General features: G+C 44.1%; 12 protein-coding genes. 10 read left to right on the top strand and 2 right to left on the bottom strand.

Annotated features, from left to right (window positions below; all coding sequences use genetic code 11):
* Positions 1-51: 51 nt before the first annotated feature.
* The 4 genes from QUB04_RS19645 to QUB04_RS19660 all read left to right on the top strand — a co-directional run bounded on the left by QUB04_RS19645 (position 52) and on the right by QUB04_RS19660 (position 4835).
* The gene (locus QUB04_RS19645; protein WP_333286884.1) at positions 52-1149 is read left to right on the top strand and encodes a type IV pilus twitching motility protein PilT; all 1098 of its coding nucleotides are present in this window, start codon (positions 52-54) and stop codon (positions 1147-1149) included.
* Between the two features lie 154 nt (positions 1150-1303).
* Positions 1304-2431: a type II secretion system F family protein gene (locus QUB04_RS19650; protein WP_333286886.1), complete on the top strand. Its 1128-nt coding sequence runs from the start codon at positions 1304-1306 to the stop codon at positions 2429-2431.
* A gap of 1037 nt (positions 2432-3468) precedes the next feature.
* A complete protein-coding gene (locus tag QUB04_RS19655; protein WP_333286888.1) occupies positions 3469-4590 on the top strand; it encodes a glycosyltransferase family 4 protein in 1122 nt (373 codons plus the stop codon).
* A gap of 11 nt (positions 4591-4601) precedes the next feature.
* Positions 4602-4835 carry a hypothetical protein gene (locus QUB04_RS19660; protein ID WP_333286890.1) on the top strand — a complete coding sequence of 78 codons (234 nt, stop codon included), beginning with the start codon at positions 4602-4604 and terminating at the stop codon, positions 4833-4835.
* A gap of 123 nt (positions 4836-4958) precedes the next feature.
* Here the strand turns inward: QUB04_RS19660 and QUB04_RS19665 are convergent, their stop codons facing one another.
* Positions 4959-5894, bottom strand: coding sequence for an exopolyphosphatase (locus QUB04_RS19665; RefSeq protein ID WP_333286892.1), 936 nt, complete (start codon positions 5892-5894; stop codon positions 4959-4961).
* Positions 5895-5960: 66 nt separating this feature from the next.
* Here QUB04_RS19665 and bioF point away from each other — a divergent pair, with 66 nt between their 5' ends.
* The 6 genes from bioF to QUB04_RS19695 all read left to right on the top strand — a co-directional run bounded on the left by bioF (position 5961) and on the right by QUB04_RS19695 (position 14977).
* Positions 5961-7133 (top strand): 8-amino-7-oxononanoate synthase, encoded by a 1173-nt coding sequence (gene bioF / locus QUB04_RS19670; protein WP_333286894.1) that lies wholly within the window; start codon positions 5961-5963, stop codon positions 7131-7133.
* 305 nt (positions 7134-7438) lie between these two features.
* On the top strand, positions 7439-7588 hold the full coding sequence (pirA, locus tag QUB04_RS19675) for an arginine synthesis PII-interacting regulator PirA (RefSeq protein WP_172185012.1): 150 nt from the start codon (positions 7439-7441) through the stop codon (positions 7586-7588).
* Between the two features lie 1095 nt (positions 7589-8683).
* Positions 8684-11614, top strand: a complete 2931-nt coding sequence (locus QUB04_RS19680; RefSeq protein WP_333286896.1) for an ATP-binding protein — start codon at positions 8684-8686, stop codon at positions 11612-11614.
* Between the two features lie 14 nt (positions 11615-11628).
* Complete coding sequence (locus QUB04_RS19685) at positions 11629-12003, top strand: response regulator (protein WP_333286898.1); 375 nt, start codon at positions 11629-11631, stop codon at positions 12001-12003.
* 53 nt (positions 12004-12056) lie between these two features.
* On the top strand, positions 12057-13394 hold the full coding sequence (locus QUB04_RS19690) for a response regulator (RefSeq protein WP_333286900.1): 1338 nt from the start codon (positions 12057-12059) through the stop codon (positions 13392-13394).
* Between the two features lie 152 nt (positions 13395-13546).
* On the top strand, positions 13547-14977 hold the full coding sequence (locus QUB04_RS19695) for an ATP-binding protein (RefSeq protein WP_333286902.1): 1431 nt from the start codon (positions 13547-13549) through the stop codon (positions 14975-14977).
* Between the two features lie 410 nt (positions 14978-15387).
* Here QUB04_RS19695 and QUB04_RS19700 read toward each other — a convergent pair whose 3' ends face one another.
* Positions 15388-16755 carry a TldD/PmbA family protein gene (locus QUB04_RS19700; RefSeq protein WP_333106075.1) on the bottom strand — a complete coding sequence of 456 codons (1368 nt, stop codon included), beginning with the start codon at positions 16753-16755 and terminating at the stop codon, positions 15388-15390.
* Between the last annotated feature and the right edge of the window lie 313 nt (positions 16756-17068).

Below are 17068 nucleotides of genomic sequence, written 5' to 3' on the forward strand. Positions count from 1 at the left end.
AACTGAGCTAGATTGGTCAATAACTATCAATTCGATCGAGGAGAGGTATCTATGGGTCTGATGATTGAAGACGTACTGGAGTCCCTGGTAGAGCAAGGGGGTTCGGACATACACATCCAAGCGGGCGCGCCTATATTCTTCCGAGTCAGCGGTAAACTAACTCCTCAGACTCAATACGGCGACATTCTGTCTGCTGAGGAAGTGCAGATCCTGATTTTCCAAATGCTCAACAATATGCAGCGCAAGCAGTTGGAAATGGAGTGGGAACTCGACTGCGCTTACGGCGTTCGGGGATTGGCTCGGTTCCGCGTCAATGTCTACCGGGAGCGGGGTGCTTGGGCTGCTTGTATGCGGGCTCTGGCTTCTAAGATTCCTAACGCCGATGCTTTAGGCGTGCCGCAGGTTTTGCGGGATATGACGGAAAGACCCAGGGGTATGCTGTTGGTGACGGGACAAACGGGTTCCGGGAAAACTACTACGATGGCGGCTTTGTTGGATCTGGTCAACCGGACGCGGGCAGAACACATTCTAACCGTTGAAGACCCGATCGAATACGTGTTTCCCAATGTCAAGAGTTTGTTTCACCAGCGCCAAAAGGGTGAAGATACAAAGAGCTTTGCTAATGCGCTGAAAGCTGCTTTGCGCGAAGATCCTGATGTAATTCTCGTGGGGGAAATGCGGGACTTGGAAACGATCGGTCTGGCAATTTCGGCGGCAGAAACGGGTCACATGGTGATGGGAACGCTGCACACTAATTCGGCGGCTGCAACGATCGATCGGATTTTGGACGTGTTCCCGCCCATTCAACAACCCCAGGTTCGCGCCCAGGTGTCTAACTCTTTGGTGGGAATAGCCAGCCAAAATTTGGTAATAAAAATTGGCGGCGGCCGTTGCTGTGCTATGGAAATCATGGTGAATACTCCTGCTATGTCTAACTTGATCCGGGAGGGCAAAACTCCCATGATTTACTCCCAAATCCAAATGGGGGCAAAATTGGGTATGAGGACGATGGAAATGGCCCTCGCTGAACTTTACAAGAGCGGTAAAGTCACTTGGGAATCGGCAATGGCCAAGGCTTCTAAGGCTGACGAACTCGAACGCTTGATCGGCCCGGCACCTGTGGGTGGCGGCACGGTAAAAGCTCATTAATTCCGTCAGCAGTCATTAGTCATTAGTTATTAGTCATTGGTCATTAGTCAGTTGGCCGTTGACCGTTGTTATTAATTATGGGTAACAACTAACAACTGACAACTGACAACTGACAACTGACAACTAAGTTTTAATAAATTTTCAGAGGTGAGCTGTGGCTACCAACGTTATCCGCCAAAAACCGAAAGGTGGCTTTGATTTCAGTAAGATTCAGGAGCAAATTGAATATAACCTTACCAGTCTTACTGTTAAGGATATGGCTATTTTTGCTCGTCAGTTTGCGGCTATGTTTAATGCAGGGGTGGCGATCGTGAGATGCCTTTCTGTGCTGCACGAGCAGTGTTCTAATGCTAAGCTGAAGCGAGCGCTCAGGAGCATGAATGCTGACGTGCAGGAGGGGATAAACTTGGCCGAGGCGATGGCTAAGTTTCCTGATGTTTTTGACCAACTGTTTATCAGTATGGTGGCGGCCGGAGAAGTCGGGGGGGTGCTAGATGAAACCCTAGACCGTCTGGCGGTGATGATGGAAAAAAATCACAAGACGGAGGCTGAAATTAATTCGGCTATGTCTTATCCGAAGACGGTGTTTTCTATCGCGATCGTGATTTTTTTCGCAATGACTATATTCTTGCTGCCAACTTTCGCCAAAATTTTTAAGGATATTGGTGCAGATTTGCCAGCATTTACGTTGTTTATGTTGGCAATTAGTGCATTTTGTACGGCTTGGCCTCCCATCCAACAGATAACAGTTATTGGGGTGATTATAGCGCTAAAAATTGCCTTCGATATGTACTACAAAACTCCCATAGGTCGCCTACAAATTGATAGAATTGCGATGAAAATGCCGATTTTTGGAGATTTGATCGAAAAATCTGCGGTGGCTCGCTTTTGCGTGATATTTGGGTCGCTGACGCGATCGGGCGTGCCGATTCTCAATTCTTTGGAAATTGTGCGAGATGTGGCTGGGAATCAGGCAATATCTAATGCGATCGAATATGCGAGACAGGAAATTCAAAGCGGTGGCATGATCAGTATTGCTTTGCAAGAACAAGCTGTTTTTCCGTCTTTGGCTATCCAAATGATGGCAATTGGCGAGGAGACAGGGGAACTTGACAAGATGCTGATGAAAGTTGGCGCTTTCTACGAAACGGAAGTTGAAGAAGCGGTAAAAGGACTTACCAGTATGCTAGAACCTCTGATGATTGTGGTCGTCGGTGGTATCGTAGGTTCGATTTTGCTGTCGATGTATCTGCCGATGTTCGCAGTGTTCCAGAAGCTGTAAAAAAGAGCTAATTAGTTATTAGTTATTAGTTAGTAGCAATTAACGCATAACCAATGACTATTCCAATCGTCCCCAGGCTCTGCCTGGGAAGACATTTGGAGGAGGCACATCCTCGATTAAAAGGAGAAAACAATTTGGAGGCAGAGCCTCCAAATCTTCCTTACCAGGGTCTTCCAATTGGTGAAAAATGACGATAATGTCACAAAAGTCAAGTAGGATAGGCAGACAGATTTAACGGCTGCCTAATCCTGGCTTTACGCTCCAGGGTAAACGCATCTTAATTTGAACCCAAAATATCCTACAGTTAAATCCGAATAAATTTCAATGTAGTTATTGTAAGTTTATGGGTGCTATCAATGGCAAAAGGTTTTACTCAAACTTTAAATCACCAACCAAAACAAACAGATTCATTGGCTTCTGTGAATATATTAAATGCCAGTTTTTTAGAATATTTTGCCAATTTGAAGACTCCCAGAAGATAAAGAATAAAAAAAATACTCAGAGATATTACAGGGGAATCGCATCTTAATTAAGGTAGAATGGTGAGGGAAATTTTTTAAACATTTGACAGCATCTTTCAAGCGCCGCTCGTAAACTAAGGAATGAAAATTGAGTGTGATGCGGATAGCCAGCTAAGCACGCTCGCTGGGGTTCCACCTAGCTGATTTATCTCCATCAGATGTTCTTGCCTAGGGCGTGTTTTCAAACTATAACCACAACAGAATGCAGGCGATCGCGATCGTGGCTGTATAATTGGCAGGCAGCTTCTCATATCGAATAGCGCTCCGACTTCATTGCTTGAGTCGGTTGATAGCACGTTCAACAATGTTCAGTTGCCGATAGATTTCACGGCAGCCTTTTTCCATCTGCCTCAGTGAGGGATACCTGCCGGGAGTCCATTCCCAGTTTAACTGCTTGTTGGTGGCCGAGCCGGTCTCCACCACCGCCCTGCCTCTGGCGGGTGCATATTCTGTCATTTGTCAAGTACAATTTATACCAAATTAGATGCGCTCACCCTGCACTAATAACCAATAAATATGGTTCACTTTAACGTTGCCTTTCAACATTTTAATTCCTTCACCGACATTACCCTATCCCTGGCTAAAACTTTACACCAAATGGGAATTCCTATTTCGATCGAACCTTCAACAATAGCCTCTCATCTCAGCCACCATTCCACAGCAGAAGAAAACGACCTGCTAGCGAAGTGGATGAACACCACACCCTCAGATTTATTTCAGATCAAATGGTCTCATTATTGGAAACCTTATTTTTTAAAAGAACTCAACGGACATCTCAACTTAGAACTTTTTGCTATCAATTACGAATTCGCCACAAACCATGATGATTATGATTACTGGATTTACAATGCTGTTAACACTTTATCTCACAAACTAGCCGTCAGCCAATATTCTAAAAACGTTTTAATAAAAGCTGGATGTCCGGCGGCCAACGTATCAGTCATGCCTCTAGGTTTCAATCCTTTAATCTCGCAACTCTATTTGCCCAGACCGCAAAAAACCCAAAAAGATGTAAAGTATATTCTGCACATGACCAATTCTTTTGATTTCTATAGATTTGGCACGGATCTGGCAATTCAAGCTTTTTGGGAAGAGTTTAAAGATGATTATAACGTAGAGTTAATAATCAAAGATGGCGGCAATAATCCAGATGTTATAGTGGAACATCTCGTAAATCTCGAAAAGCAGCTCGGCAAGTTAAAGGCAAAAATTATGATAATCCGTAAATTTTACAATAAAGCAGAACTAGCTGATTTATACTTGTCAGCCGATGCTTTTTTAGCTCCGTTTCGCGGGGAGGGTTTTGCAATTAAAATTTTGGATGCCTTTGCAGCAGGTTTGCCCGTTGCTATGACTATGTACGGTGGCCCGACTGAGTACGCCAATGCTGATAACTGCTATCCCATTGCTTACGATCTAATTCCCGTGGGAAAGTGTTACGATACTGAGTATCTAAAAATCCGAAATGCTCCTCATTGGGCAGAGCCAAATGTTCAGTCTGTTCGCGAACAGTTACGAAAAATTGTTGAAGACCCGATGCGTTTTCGGGTAGGTCAAAAAGCTAGAGAGACGGCGGATTTATTTAATTGGGAAGCTGCCGCTCAAAAATTGTTAAGATTAATGCGAAAGTTGTTTTAGGATCGGAAATTATGGGACTCGAACGCAAAATGTTTAGGGGAATGTTTTCACCGGGGGAAGTGGTACGATTGAAACAGCCTTGTTTTACTCCTGGGCGCTTGTTTGAGCCAGGAAAATATAACGCTGATGAGTTGCCGGATATCGCTTTTGATATGGGTTTGGTAGACCATTTGCCACCAGTCAAAGGCAACAGTTCAGAAAACCTCAATGTTCAGAACCCGCCAGCTCAAAACCTTGAGGACTAAACTCCCGTTTGCAGTAAGGACTTCAGTCCTAAAAATCCCCATTTGTAGTAAGGACTTTAGTGCTGAAAATTAAAATAAATAATCAAAGACTCAAGTCCTGACTGCAAAAAAGATAAAGCCAATTTAACCATTTTGCTCTATCTGGGCAATTAACTCTTTCAAAACTTGACTAGCTTTATCGTTTTCAATCTGACAAGTTCCGGCATTCTGGTGCCCACCGCCGCCATATCTTAACATTAACTCCCCAATATTAGTTTTTGAAGTTTTGTTAAAGATTGACTTGCCAACTGCGAAAACAGTATTTTGTTGTTTCAGTCCCCAAAGTACGTGAATCGATACATTGCACTCAGGGAACAAAGCGTATATTACAAAACGATTCCCTGCATAGATTACCTCTTCGTTACGCAAATCCAAAACAACTAAATTATTATAAACTTTGGCGCATCGCTGTATTTGCTCTTTAAATCTTTCTTCTTGCTCGAAGTAGAGGTCTACTCTTTCTTTTACATCAGGAAGCTGCAATATTTCCTCGATGGTATGATATTTGCAGTAATCGATTAACTGCATCATTAACTGATAATTGGAAACGGTAAATTCTTTAAACCTTCCCAACCCCGTTCGGGCGTCCATTATGAAGTTTAACAGCACCCATTCTTGCGGGTGCAGAACCTCTTCTTTGGCAAATTGAGCGGAATCTGATTTGTCAACTGCCGCCATCATCGCCTCGGAAATATCAGGAAACTTTGCTTGGCCTCCATAATATTTGTACAGTACCCTAGCTGCCGAAGCTGCATAGGGATCGATGATGTGGTTAATTTTGATTTTCTCGTGTCTAAGAGTTTCGCTGAAATGGTGATCGAAAGCTAGATGAACTCCCTCAACATAGGGTAAATTGGTGCTAATATCGTTATTTGTTATTTCGATTTTCCCATCCTGCATATCTTTAGGATGCACGAATTTAATCTCGTCGATCATATCGAGTTCTTTGAGCAAAACGGCACAGACAAGACCGTCAAAATCGCTGCGGGTGACTAATCTGTATTTTTTAGTGAGTGGCATATGCTTCTGTGATAGGCAGGGACTGATTATAAGACAATATAACTTATTACCCGATCGCTTTCCAATATGAACGCAGACCCTTACGCTTGGATAGAGAAGTCTCTCGACACTATTCGCCGTGCCGATTGGTATCGATCGCCACAATCGATCGAAAGTTCCCCTGGGTCGGTGGTAAAATTAGCAGGCCGTCGGCTGATTAATTTTGCCAGCAACGATTATCTGGGACTTGCCGGCGATGACAGGTTAATTCAAGCTGCTATGGCTGCAACTAAGGAATTTGGTACGGGTGCGACGGGTTCGAGGTTGGTCAGCGGACACCGCGATTTGCACCGACAGCTAGAACAAGCTATTGCTAATTTAAAACAAACTGAAGATGCTTTAGTATTCAGTTCGGGATATTTGGCTAATCTAGGGGCGATCGCATCCGTTGTCGGCAAGCGCGATTTGATATTATCTGACAAGTACAACCATTCGAGCCTGAAAAACGGAGCCGCACTCAGCGGTGCAACTGCCCTAGAGTACAGTCACTGCAATCTTGAGGATTTAACGGCCAAGCTAGAGCAAAATCGCGCGAGATACCGCAAGTGTTTAATTATTACCGATAGCGTCTTTAGCATGGATGGGGACTTGTGTCCGCTGCCGCAGTTGTTGGCTGTGGCCGAAACCTTTAACTGCATGGTATTAGTAGATGAAGCTCACGCTACAGGAGTTTTCGGTGCTAGCGGTGCCGGTTGTGCAGAACATTTCGGGTGTACGGGAACACCGCTGATTCAAGTGGGGACACTCAGCAAAGCTTTGGGAAGTTTAGGTGGTTACGTTGCGGGCTCTGCTGCTTTAATTGATTTTCTGCGTAATCGAGCTGCGAGTTGGATTTATACTACGGCATTGACGCCTGCTGACGCGGCGGCTGCTTTGGAAGCTGTGAGGATTGTACAGCAAGAACCAGAACGCCGAGTTCGGTTGCGACAAAATATCGAAACTTTCAAATATTGCGCGATTACCAATCACCAATTACCAATTAGCAATTGCCTCTCCCCAATTTTCAGTCTTCCGTTAAAAGATGCAGCGGCAGCTTTAACAGTAGGCAGCAAACTCAAGGAGATGGGTATTTTTGCTCCGGCGATTCGGCCTCCGACTGTAAGCGTGAGTCGAATTCGGATTTCGCTGATGGCAACTCACGAGCTCGCACACCTTCAGCAGTTGGTAGAGGCGCTGAAGCAAGTTTTGAGTTTTGAGTAAATGTAGGGTGCGTACCGCGCACCGCTTGACTAAATGTAAATGTTGGGCATCGGGCATCGGGCATCGGGCATCGGGCATCGGGCATCGGGCATCGGGCATCGGCCTAATGACTAATGACTACTGACTAATGACTAATGACTTCTGATTGTCAAGATATCGCTATTGACTTATGGCCAATCTTATACAGGAGTTTGGTCGATCGGTCAACAACTGTAAATTTTTTGTAAATTTAGATACTTTTTGGAATTTAGCGCTATATTAGAGAAGTAGCAGGTACACCAAATTTAATATAAGGAACGTCCACCATGAACACAAATCGTCAAAACGTAAAAAAAGTAGCAGAAACCCACCGCGCTAATATTCACAAGCAACTGATGCACCGCATAGAAGTAGCGAGATCCAGTGGCAATCAAGATTTGGTTCGGGTGCTTGAAGAGGAAATGAGACAGCTTTAAAGAAGCTGCAACTAGAATTTGCCCGTAGTTTGGTTTAGAGGGTTGTGCGAGAAATGCAGAATTCCGGCAACCGCTACCTGTGAAGTTTTGACTCCTCTCTTAGTTGGTAGGAAAAACCCCGGTTTTTTGAAGAAACCGGGGTTTTTTATGGAGAAGTAAGAAGGAAGAGGGAACACTCCTGCACGCACAAACTCTATCTGTAGGGTGCGCTTCGTCCCAAAGAGTTTGTACCAATAGCGGATTGAACCATTCATTTTTTGCGTAAGTTTTGAAGTCAGAACGAAGAAGCAAGAGGGAAGAACAAGACTTACGCTGCATTCCTTCTATTTTGACACTATCTGTAGTAGTAAGGTGCGCCGAGGCCCACTCTACTAATTAACTACAGGAGTTACGCAATGGGCACATGGTGAGGGCGCGATCGCCCCCTCACCCATCACTTTAAGCACTCCGGGGCACTGACAAGTGGACAGTCGCGACTAACAACCAAATTCAATCCAGCACGAATAACGTACACTCATGTGTGTGCTATTCGTTGGAAAATTGAGCCATTTCCTAGGGAAATCAAGTAAGTAACCGGGAGAGAATATTGGCAGTGCCGTCAAGCTAACCTTCAAATAAATCATATTGCTTGCGCTTAAATTGTGTGGGTTAGGCGCTCAAAAATTGAGCGGATAAAACAGGTCAAATAATATATCAAATTAAACACGGGCTGCTATCAAATTATTTAATTGAGCAACTAAAAAATTCCGATGTTCTGATGTTTATTGTCTAATTTTATGGTGCTGGTACCCGGAGCTGTGGCAGTTGCTTAAGTCCTGCCCAATTTCTATGTAATGCCTGAAGGCCTTAAACACCCAACGACTTTGCCGAAGCCTCAACGGCATAGCTAAAAGAACGCGAAATTAGCAAAAGTCAGAAGTCAGAAATAAAATGTAATATTGAAGATGGATTGAGATAGATTTTCATGGTTGACTGGGAAAGGCAGCTTTGCCAAAATTTAAGACTCGCAAAAATGCTTAACGGAAAAAGTTAAAAGCTATAAAGCTGAACATCACGGTGGCGAGAGCAAAATCCCCAAAATAATAGATAAAAGTGATGGCGAAAAACATCCGACACCAGCCGGAAAACGGCTACCACTCAGAACTAGCTGAGCCTTCCCCAGGAGGAAATCTCAATAGCCGATCGCTCATGCGCCTACCCCGAAGCCTGAGTGCCGTCGAAACATCGGGCTTTGGCCTCACCGGTCACGCCAATTGGTTTACCATTGCCACAGCGATCCAAGCAGCGATTGGGCCTAGCGCCATCTTCGTCTGGTTGCCCGGTATCCTCATGGGCATAATGCTCAATCTACAGGTAAAACGCATCGGCGAGTATTTCCCAGACATGGCTGGGGGAACGCCAAACTATACCGCCCGAATGCTGAAAAATTATCCGGGTCTGGGAAGTTATGCGGCGATCGGCTACTTTTTAAGCTGGGTATCAACACTGCCAATTTCTGCGATCGTGCTGACCCAGCTAATCAAAGTCAACCTCAATAGTTTAGGTTTTAGCTGTCCTGAAACTTTACTAAATATTACCTTCACGCTCCTACCCTTCATTTTGACATTCAGCGGTACTCGCGCCTTAAGTATTCTCCACGCCTTTTTTGTGTTGCCGACAGTGGGCGTATTATCCGTTTTTTCCATTCATGGTCTAATCTGGTTAGCTTTTTCCCCAAACAGTCCCGGCTTTTTCCCCACCATTTGGCCGGAATTCACCTTTATTGACTGGGCTAAGTGGTTTTACTTTGCTACATACATCTTCTACTGCTGTGACTCCGCCGCCAGTTTCGTAGCGGATAGTCGCAACCCTACTAAAACGTTGCAGTTTCTCAAAATTTCCGCACTGGGGATGCTGCCTGTTATTTTGGGAGGTTCCTGGGTACTTATGCGCTTGGCTACCGCTCCCGATCTGAAAGACGATGTATTCTTGAATGTATTAGCTGCCTGTCAGGTATTATGGGGGCCCTGGGTTCCCACCCTTGTCACCTTTCTAGTAGTCGCAAGCTGTCTTCTGAGTTGCGCGACAATTGTTTCCAACTGCCCCCGGATGCTGTACCAACTTGCCGTAGATGGGCATATTTCGCCAACATTCGCAGTTGTATCCCGACGGGGTGTATTTGGGTTCGCGCTTGCCTTGGTTTTGGTTTTGAGTTTAATCTGTCTAGCTTGGGGAAATGTGCCTCGGCTTGTGGCGATTACTAATGTTGGCTTGGTTGTCTGCCTGATGATGTTCCATCTCTCACTATGGCTGCGGCGGGATAAGCCAGAAGTTCGGTGGCCTGGGTGGTCGCTGGGCTTTTTCGTAGTAGATGCGGTGGTTCTAGTAGTCGGAGGCTTGGCTTGGGGTTGGCAAGACTTTATCATTGGGTTGTTTTTTCCCCTTGCCGTTTTAGCAGTGGATGCAGGGATGAGTCGCATTGCTTTTGCACCTTTCCATCCCTCGTGGTGGATTCGGCGTTATCGCAACAGCAGCCAGGGCAAGATCCCAGATTTTGTAGCGTCTCAGGTTGTAGTTTTAATCTTACTGATCGTTAGCGCCGTGGCGATCGGCTGGATTTTTGGCTTCAAATTATATGCTAACTCTAGTGTTGGCTTGAATTTATTGGTAGTGCTACTCGTGACAGTTGCTTTTATTGGGGTGGCAGTTGCCTGCTGGACGAGCTTACCCCAGGTCGTCTCAATGAACGAAGCACGAGAGGGAGCAGAACAGCTCTTTACCATTGCCCTAGACGCTATTGTAGTGCTGGATGAAAATGGTGTAATTCGTCAGACTAATCCGGCTGCTGAAAGCATCTTCGGAATAGACGCAACTAGGCTAATTGGGTCTTACCTGAACAAATTACTACCCGGATTAGCGGATCAGCCAGAGCAGTGGCTCAGTCGCAGTGAACAAAACCTCAACTTACCCAATGGAGACTCGCGCATTCTGGAAGTTGCCATCTCCGATCGATTTTCCCAAGACGCTTCTGTTTCCAATCAGGATCTGCAAGAATATGTGGCGATCGTCCGCGATATCACCGATCGCAAGCAAGCCCAGGAAGCCCTGCAAAAAGCTAATGAGGAACTAGAAATCAAAGTCGAGGAGCGTACATCTGAACTCACCCATACTGTGGAGCAATTGCAGAATGAAATTGAAGAGCGCCAGCGGATCGAAGAAAATCTCAGAGCGATGCAAAATCAGATTATCGTGCAAGAAAAACTCGCTTCTCTGGGCAGTTTAACAGCAGGAATTGCCCACGAAATCAGAAATCCATTAAACTTTGTCAACAATTTTTCCGAAGTTTCTGCTGAATTAACCGAAGAACTTTTACAAGAAATTGAAAATCAAACTGAACGGTTAGAACCAGAAACAAGTGAGTATATTGCTGAGCTATTAACCGATCTAAAAGCCAATCTCCAAAAAATCAATCAACACGGTCAAAGAGCCGACAGAATCGTCGGCAATATGCTTTTGCATTCTCGCGGACAAAGTGGTCATTGGGAAGCCACAGATATAAATAGTTTATTAGAAGAATATGTCAATCTAGCCTATCACGGGATGCGAGCCAAGGAGGCTTCTTTTAACATTATCATAAAAAGCGGCTACGATAATGATATTGGCAAAGTAGAAGTCGTGCCACAAGATATTTCCAGGGTTTTTCTTAACATTATTAACAATGCTTGCTATGCAGCCCATAAAAAGAAACAAGAAATGGGAGAAGAATTTTCACCCCAGCTTGATGTCAGAACTCGAAATCTGGGCTCGGCGGTTGAAATTCGCATTCGCGATAACGGCCCGGGTATGACGCCCGATGTACTCGATAAAATTTTCAATCCCTTTTTTACTACAAAGCCTGCTGGGGAAGGGACTGGTCTAGGTCTATCTATCAGTCACGATATTATCGTCCAGCAGCATCGCGGAGAACTAAAAGTAGAAACAGAAGTAGGAAATTACACCGAATTTATAATTACATTGCAAAAAAAGATAGCCGGAGTTAAGGAGTAAAAACAATGAAAGTAATGGTTGTAGACGACGAAGAAGATATTCAGTCATTGTTTAAACAAAAATTTAGAAAAGAAATCAAAGCGGAGCAACTTCAATTTTATTTTTCCCTGTCGGCCGAGGCAGCTTTAAACTACTTAGAAACCCCGGAAAAAGCGTCTATTGTCTTGATTTTATCCGATATTAATATGCCTGGTATGAATGGGCTAGAACTCCTGAAGCTTATCAAAGAAAAATTTCCCGATCTAAAAGTTTTTATGATTACCGCTTATGGAGATGAGAGAAATTACCAAACCGCTATGGACTATGGAGCTGATGACTATATTACTAAGCCCGTTAACTTTGACGAATTAAAAGAAAAAATATTCACAATATGGAGGAGCCACAATTAGCTTAGGAATAAAAATTAAACAACTTGCATGCACAAAACTTATAGGATAGAAATATGCCAATTAAAATACTATTTGTGGATGACGAGCTTGATTTAGAATTTCTGATTTGCCAAAAATTTAAAAAAAATATCCGCACGGCAGGATGGCAGTTGTTTTTTGCCCATAATGGCGTAGAAGCCCTGGAAAAATTGAAAGAACACCCGGATCTAGATATGGTAGTGACGGATCTTAATATGCCTGAAATGGATGGTCTGACTTTACTCTCTAGACTTAATCAAATAGACCTACCCCTGAAAACAATAGTTATATCAGCCTATGGCGACATGAAAAATATAAGAAATGCAATGAACTTAGGTGCCTTTGACTTTCTGACTAAACCGATAGATTTTCTGGATTTAGAAATTACCATCCACAAAACGCTGCGCGACGTGCAACAGTTAAAAGAAAACCAGCGCTTGCGACAATCAGAAGCTAGCGCTAGAGAACAAGCTCAGGATTTACAACAAAGTCTGCAAGAGCTAAAAAATACCCAAGCTCAACTGATTCAGACTGCAAAAATGTCTTCTTTGGGTCAACTGGTTGCGGGGATTGCTCATGAAATTAACAACCCCGCTAATTTTATCTCTGGCAATATTAGCCACGTCAGTGATTATATCCAAAACCTACTGCACCTGCTGCATCTCTATCAGCAGCAGTACACCCCTCCCACTTCTGAGATTCAAACTGAAATCGAAGCCATAGATTTAGAATTTATGATAGCAGATTTATCCCAAATTCTGGCTTCGATGAAATGTGGTGTTGACCGTATTCACAAGATTGTTTTGTCTTTACGCAACTTTTCGAGGCTTGATGAAGCTAACATAAAGTCGGTTGATATTCACGAAGGGCTCGAAAACAGCCTGCTGATTTTGAATAATAGACTTCAAACAACGACAGCGCGTCCAGAGATTCAAGTGATCGAGGAGTACAGCAATCTGCCTTTAGTGGCATGCTATGCTGGAGAACTCAACCAGGTGTTTATTAACATTGTTTCTAATGCGATCGATGCTTTGAATGAGTACAATAAACAACGGTCACTAGATGACATCTTAGCTCACCAACTCGCCCTTACTATTCGCACTATTCTGCTAGAGGAAAAATCCCGTGTCGTCATTCAAATTCGGGACAATGGGGTGGGAATGACCGCAGATGTGAAAGACCGTATTTATGAACCTTTTTTTACTACTAAGCCTGTAGGTCAGGGTACTGGTTTGGGTCTCTATATCAGCTACCAAATTATAGTGGAGAAGCATGGGGGCGCATTGAAGTGTGTTTCAGAGATGGGGGAGGGAGCGGAGTTCTCGATGGAAATTCCAATCAGACAAACTAAGGCTGAACTTGATTTGAGCTAATCGATCGGCCTCTACCAAACGAGAGAGCCTATTACAGCCGTCCGGTTTGCCCTGGTAAAAATCAGCCTTTTCATTACTCCTAAAATAATTTATAATAGAACTTAAAGTATATAAATATTATTCGGATAAGTTAATTAATCAAATGAGAAAAAATGTCGTATACAACCGAAAGGGCTCGCAATATGCCAGCTAAAATATTATTTGTGGATGACGAACCCGATTTAGAATCTTTAATTTGCCAGAAATTTAGAAAAAAGATACGCGCAGGAGAATACCAAGTTTTTTTTGCACATAATGGCGTAGAAGCGCTTTCAAAGTTGCAAGAGGAGCCGGATATAGATATTGTACTGACAGATATTAATATGCCAGTCATGGATGGCATGGCTTTGCTAGCGAAACTTAACGAGCTAGTTACTATGGTCAAAACAGTAGTTATATCTGCTTATGGCGACTTGGGAAATATTAGAAAGGCAATGAATGGTGGGGCATTTGATTTTTTGACTAAGCCTATAGATTTTCAGGATTTAGAAATTACTATTAACAAAACTTTGCAGCACGTGCAAGAACTAAAAGAAAACGAACGCTTGCGCCAAGAAAGAGAGGACAAATTGCGGCACTCAGAAGTGCGAGAGCGAGAAAAAGCTATCCAACTAGAACTCGCAATGCAAAATTTACAGCGCACCCAAGCTCAGCTTATTCAGACTGAAAAAATGTCTAGCTTAGGACAGTTAGTTGCTGGTGTTGCCCACGAAATTAATAATCCCGTTAATTTTATCTATGGCAATTTAACTTATGTCAATGAGTATACTCAGCATTTATTGGGTTTAATTAACCTTTACGAGCAGCACGATGCTCATAAGCACCCTGAAATCGCAGCTTTAATTAAGAACATAGAGCTAGAATTTATCAGAGAAGATCTGCCTAAAATGCTATCTTCGATGAAAGTAGGGGCTGAACGTATCCGTCAGATTGTGCTGACGTTGCGGAACTTCTCGCGCCTTGACGAAGCTGAGATGAAACCCGTTAATATTCACGATGGCATCGACAGCAGTATAGTTATTTTGCAGAGTCGGCTCAAGCCTAAGCCTGATTGTCCACCTATTCAAATTATTCAAGAATACGGAGATTTGCCAAAAATAGAATGTTATGTCGGTCAGTTGAATCAGGTATTTATGAATTTGCTGAGCAATGCAATTGATGCCTTGAATCAGTATGATAAAAAACGCAGCCCAGAGCAAATTAAAAACGACCCAAGTACGATTACGATTCGTACTTCTATGCTGAATCCGGATTGGGTAAGAATCAGTGTTAAAGACAATGGGCTGGGGATAACAAGCGAGGTAAGGTCGAATCTATTTACTCCTTTTTTCACAACTAAACCTGTTGGTCAAGGCACGGGTTTGGGATTATCTATTAGCTATCAGATTGTGGTGGAGAAGCACGGCGGAGATTTGAAGTGTTTATCACAGCCAGAGCGGGGTGCAGAATTTGTGATTGAGATTCCCATTAGGCAGAGCGAGCGGGTAGAGATGAAGGCGAGTTATATCGATTCCGGTTGCACCGGAATCATTGTTGACTGTTGACTGTTGACTGTTGACTGTGAGTCAAAAAAATGAAAATTGCCCGAATTATTTGTTGGCAGCTTGATTTGACTTTACGCCCGACTCCCGAAGCGCGGATTTGATATCATTCCGGCCTGCGCCGGAATTGATATTAAGGGGAATAAAATTGGCTACAAGAACGCGAAATCCGTACAAGTCAAGCTTATTCGTTGTGCTAATTGATGTGCGGAAATTGACACCTTTGGTAACGGTAGCCTCCGGCATCGCACTCAGCGCGAGTGAAAGTCAATAGTAAATTTTGAGTCGGTTGTCAACTTGTTAGTACCCCGGAATGGTTAAGGTGAGGGCGCGATCGCACCCTCACCTTAACCAGTTTCGTAAGTCTTGAACTAATAACTAATGACTAATGACTAATGACTAATGACTAATGATTACCTTCCTCCGACGACGACATTTTTAATCCGCAAATGGGGGCCGCCGACACTTACGGGCAAACCACTCTGGCCACCTTTACCGCAACCGCCGTAGGCATAAACCGAGTCGTTTCCTATAGACTCAATATCCTTTAAAGTCTGAAATACATTGCCGCTTAAAGTGACATCGCTCACGGGTTCGGCTAATTTGCCGTCGCGAATCATAAAACCTTGAGCCGCTGCAAAGGTAAACATTTCGCCGTTGGTTTGTCCTCCCAACATCCGCACTGCATAAACTCCTTCGTCAATGTCGGCAACCATTTCGTCAAAAGAATGTTCGCCAGACTCGATCGCAGTATTAGTCATCCGCACCAAAGGCATAAAAGTAGCACTCAGAGCCCGGGCATTTCCCGTCGGACTTTCGCCCATTTTGCCCGCAGTCTCGCGATTGTGCATTCGAGCCGCTAAAACTCCATTTTTAATTAAATGCTTGCACTGAGCCGGCACGCCTTCGTCGTCGTATTTCAAAGTTCCCGGTAATCCCGGCACAGTTGCATCGTCAATTACATTCAATTGTTCGATCGCCACAGGCTTGCCCAAAGTCAACAATTCCTGCATTTTCGGGTTTTCGTAAATGCCGTCTGCTTCCGACAAATGCCCGAAAGCTTCGTGAATAAAAACCCCCGACAAATAAGGGTCTAAAATCACCGGATACTGACCGCCTTTCACCGATTTTGCCTCTAATTGGCCCACTGCTCGAACGGCAGCACTTTTAACACGATCTTCAATATTTGTCAAGACATCGTAATCCGATCGCGAGTGAATCGACTCAAACCCTTGGCGGACGACACCGCCCTCCCCGCGGGCGATCGCTCCGAAACGCCCGGTCACGTCCAAGCGCTCTTGAGCGATGCAAGTACCTTGAGAATTCACAAAATAAGTAATCCCAAATCTATCGCTGTAACCTGCCATTGTTGTCTGAATTCGCGGGTCGTAATCTAACAGCAACTGGTTGTAAGATTCGAGCAATTTCCGCTTTTCGGCTAGAGTAATAGAGCGCGGATCGCGGCCCAATTCCACCGCTACATAATCTTGAATCGGGGTGACATCTGCTAGTAGAGTTTTTTCGCTGCCAACCAAACGAGACTGCACTACAGCTTCTTCAATGCGGTCTTTTAATTCATCTAAACCGTTAAAAGTTACAAAACTCCAGCCACCTTTGTGACAGGCGCGGATGCCACCGGCGAGACTAAAACTGCGGTTGACAGCATCTAACTGAGGGCCGCGAAAACTAATCGCAGTTGACTCGCTTTGTTCGAGGCGAACTTCTAGATAATCAACGCGATCGCGGTAAGGTGCGATCGCTTCCATCAACTGTTCTTGCATCAAATTGCCCCTATGATAGATTCGGCGTAGCGCTGAAAAAAATTATTGCTAACCTTATTTTAGCTAATAACTCCCGTCTTTCGGGTGCGCGTTCCCCCACCGCTGTGGTGCGGGAGTATGGCGCGCCCTACCCGATCGAGGGCGAGTCAGTCGATTTTAGATTTTAGATTTTAGATTTTAGATTTTAGATTGATGCGTCCTGAGCCTGCGAAGGAATGAATCCGGGGGCTTATGACGACATTACTTTCGGTCAGTCGATTGTAGATTTAAAACTTTTTCCATAGAATTGATGATTAGATGCTTGCCTCTGGCC

It is taken from the genome of Microcoleus sp. D2_18a_B4 (assembly GCF_036702475.1).
Classification (GTDB): domain Bacteria; phylum Cyanobacteriota; class Cyanobacteriia; order Cyanobacteriales; family Microcoleaceae; genus Microcoleus.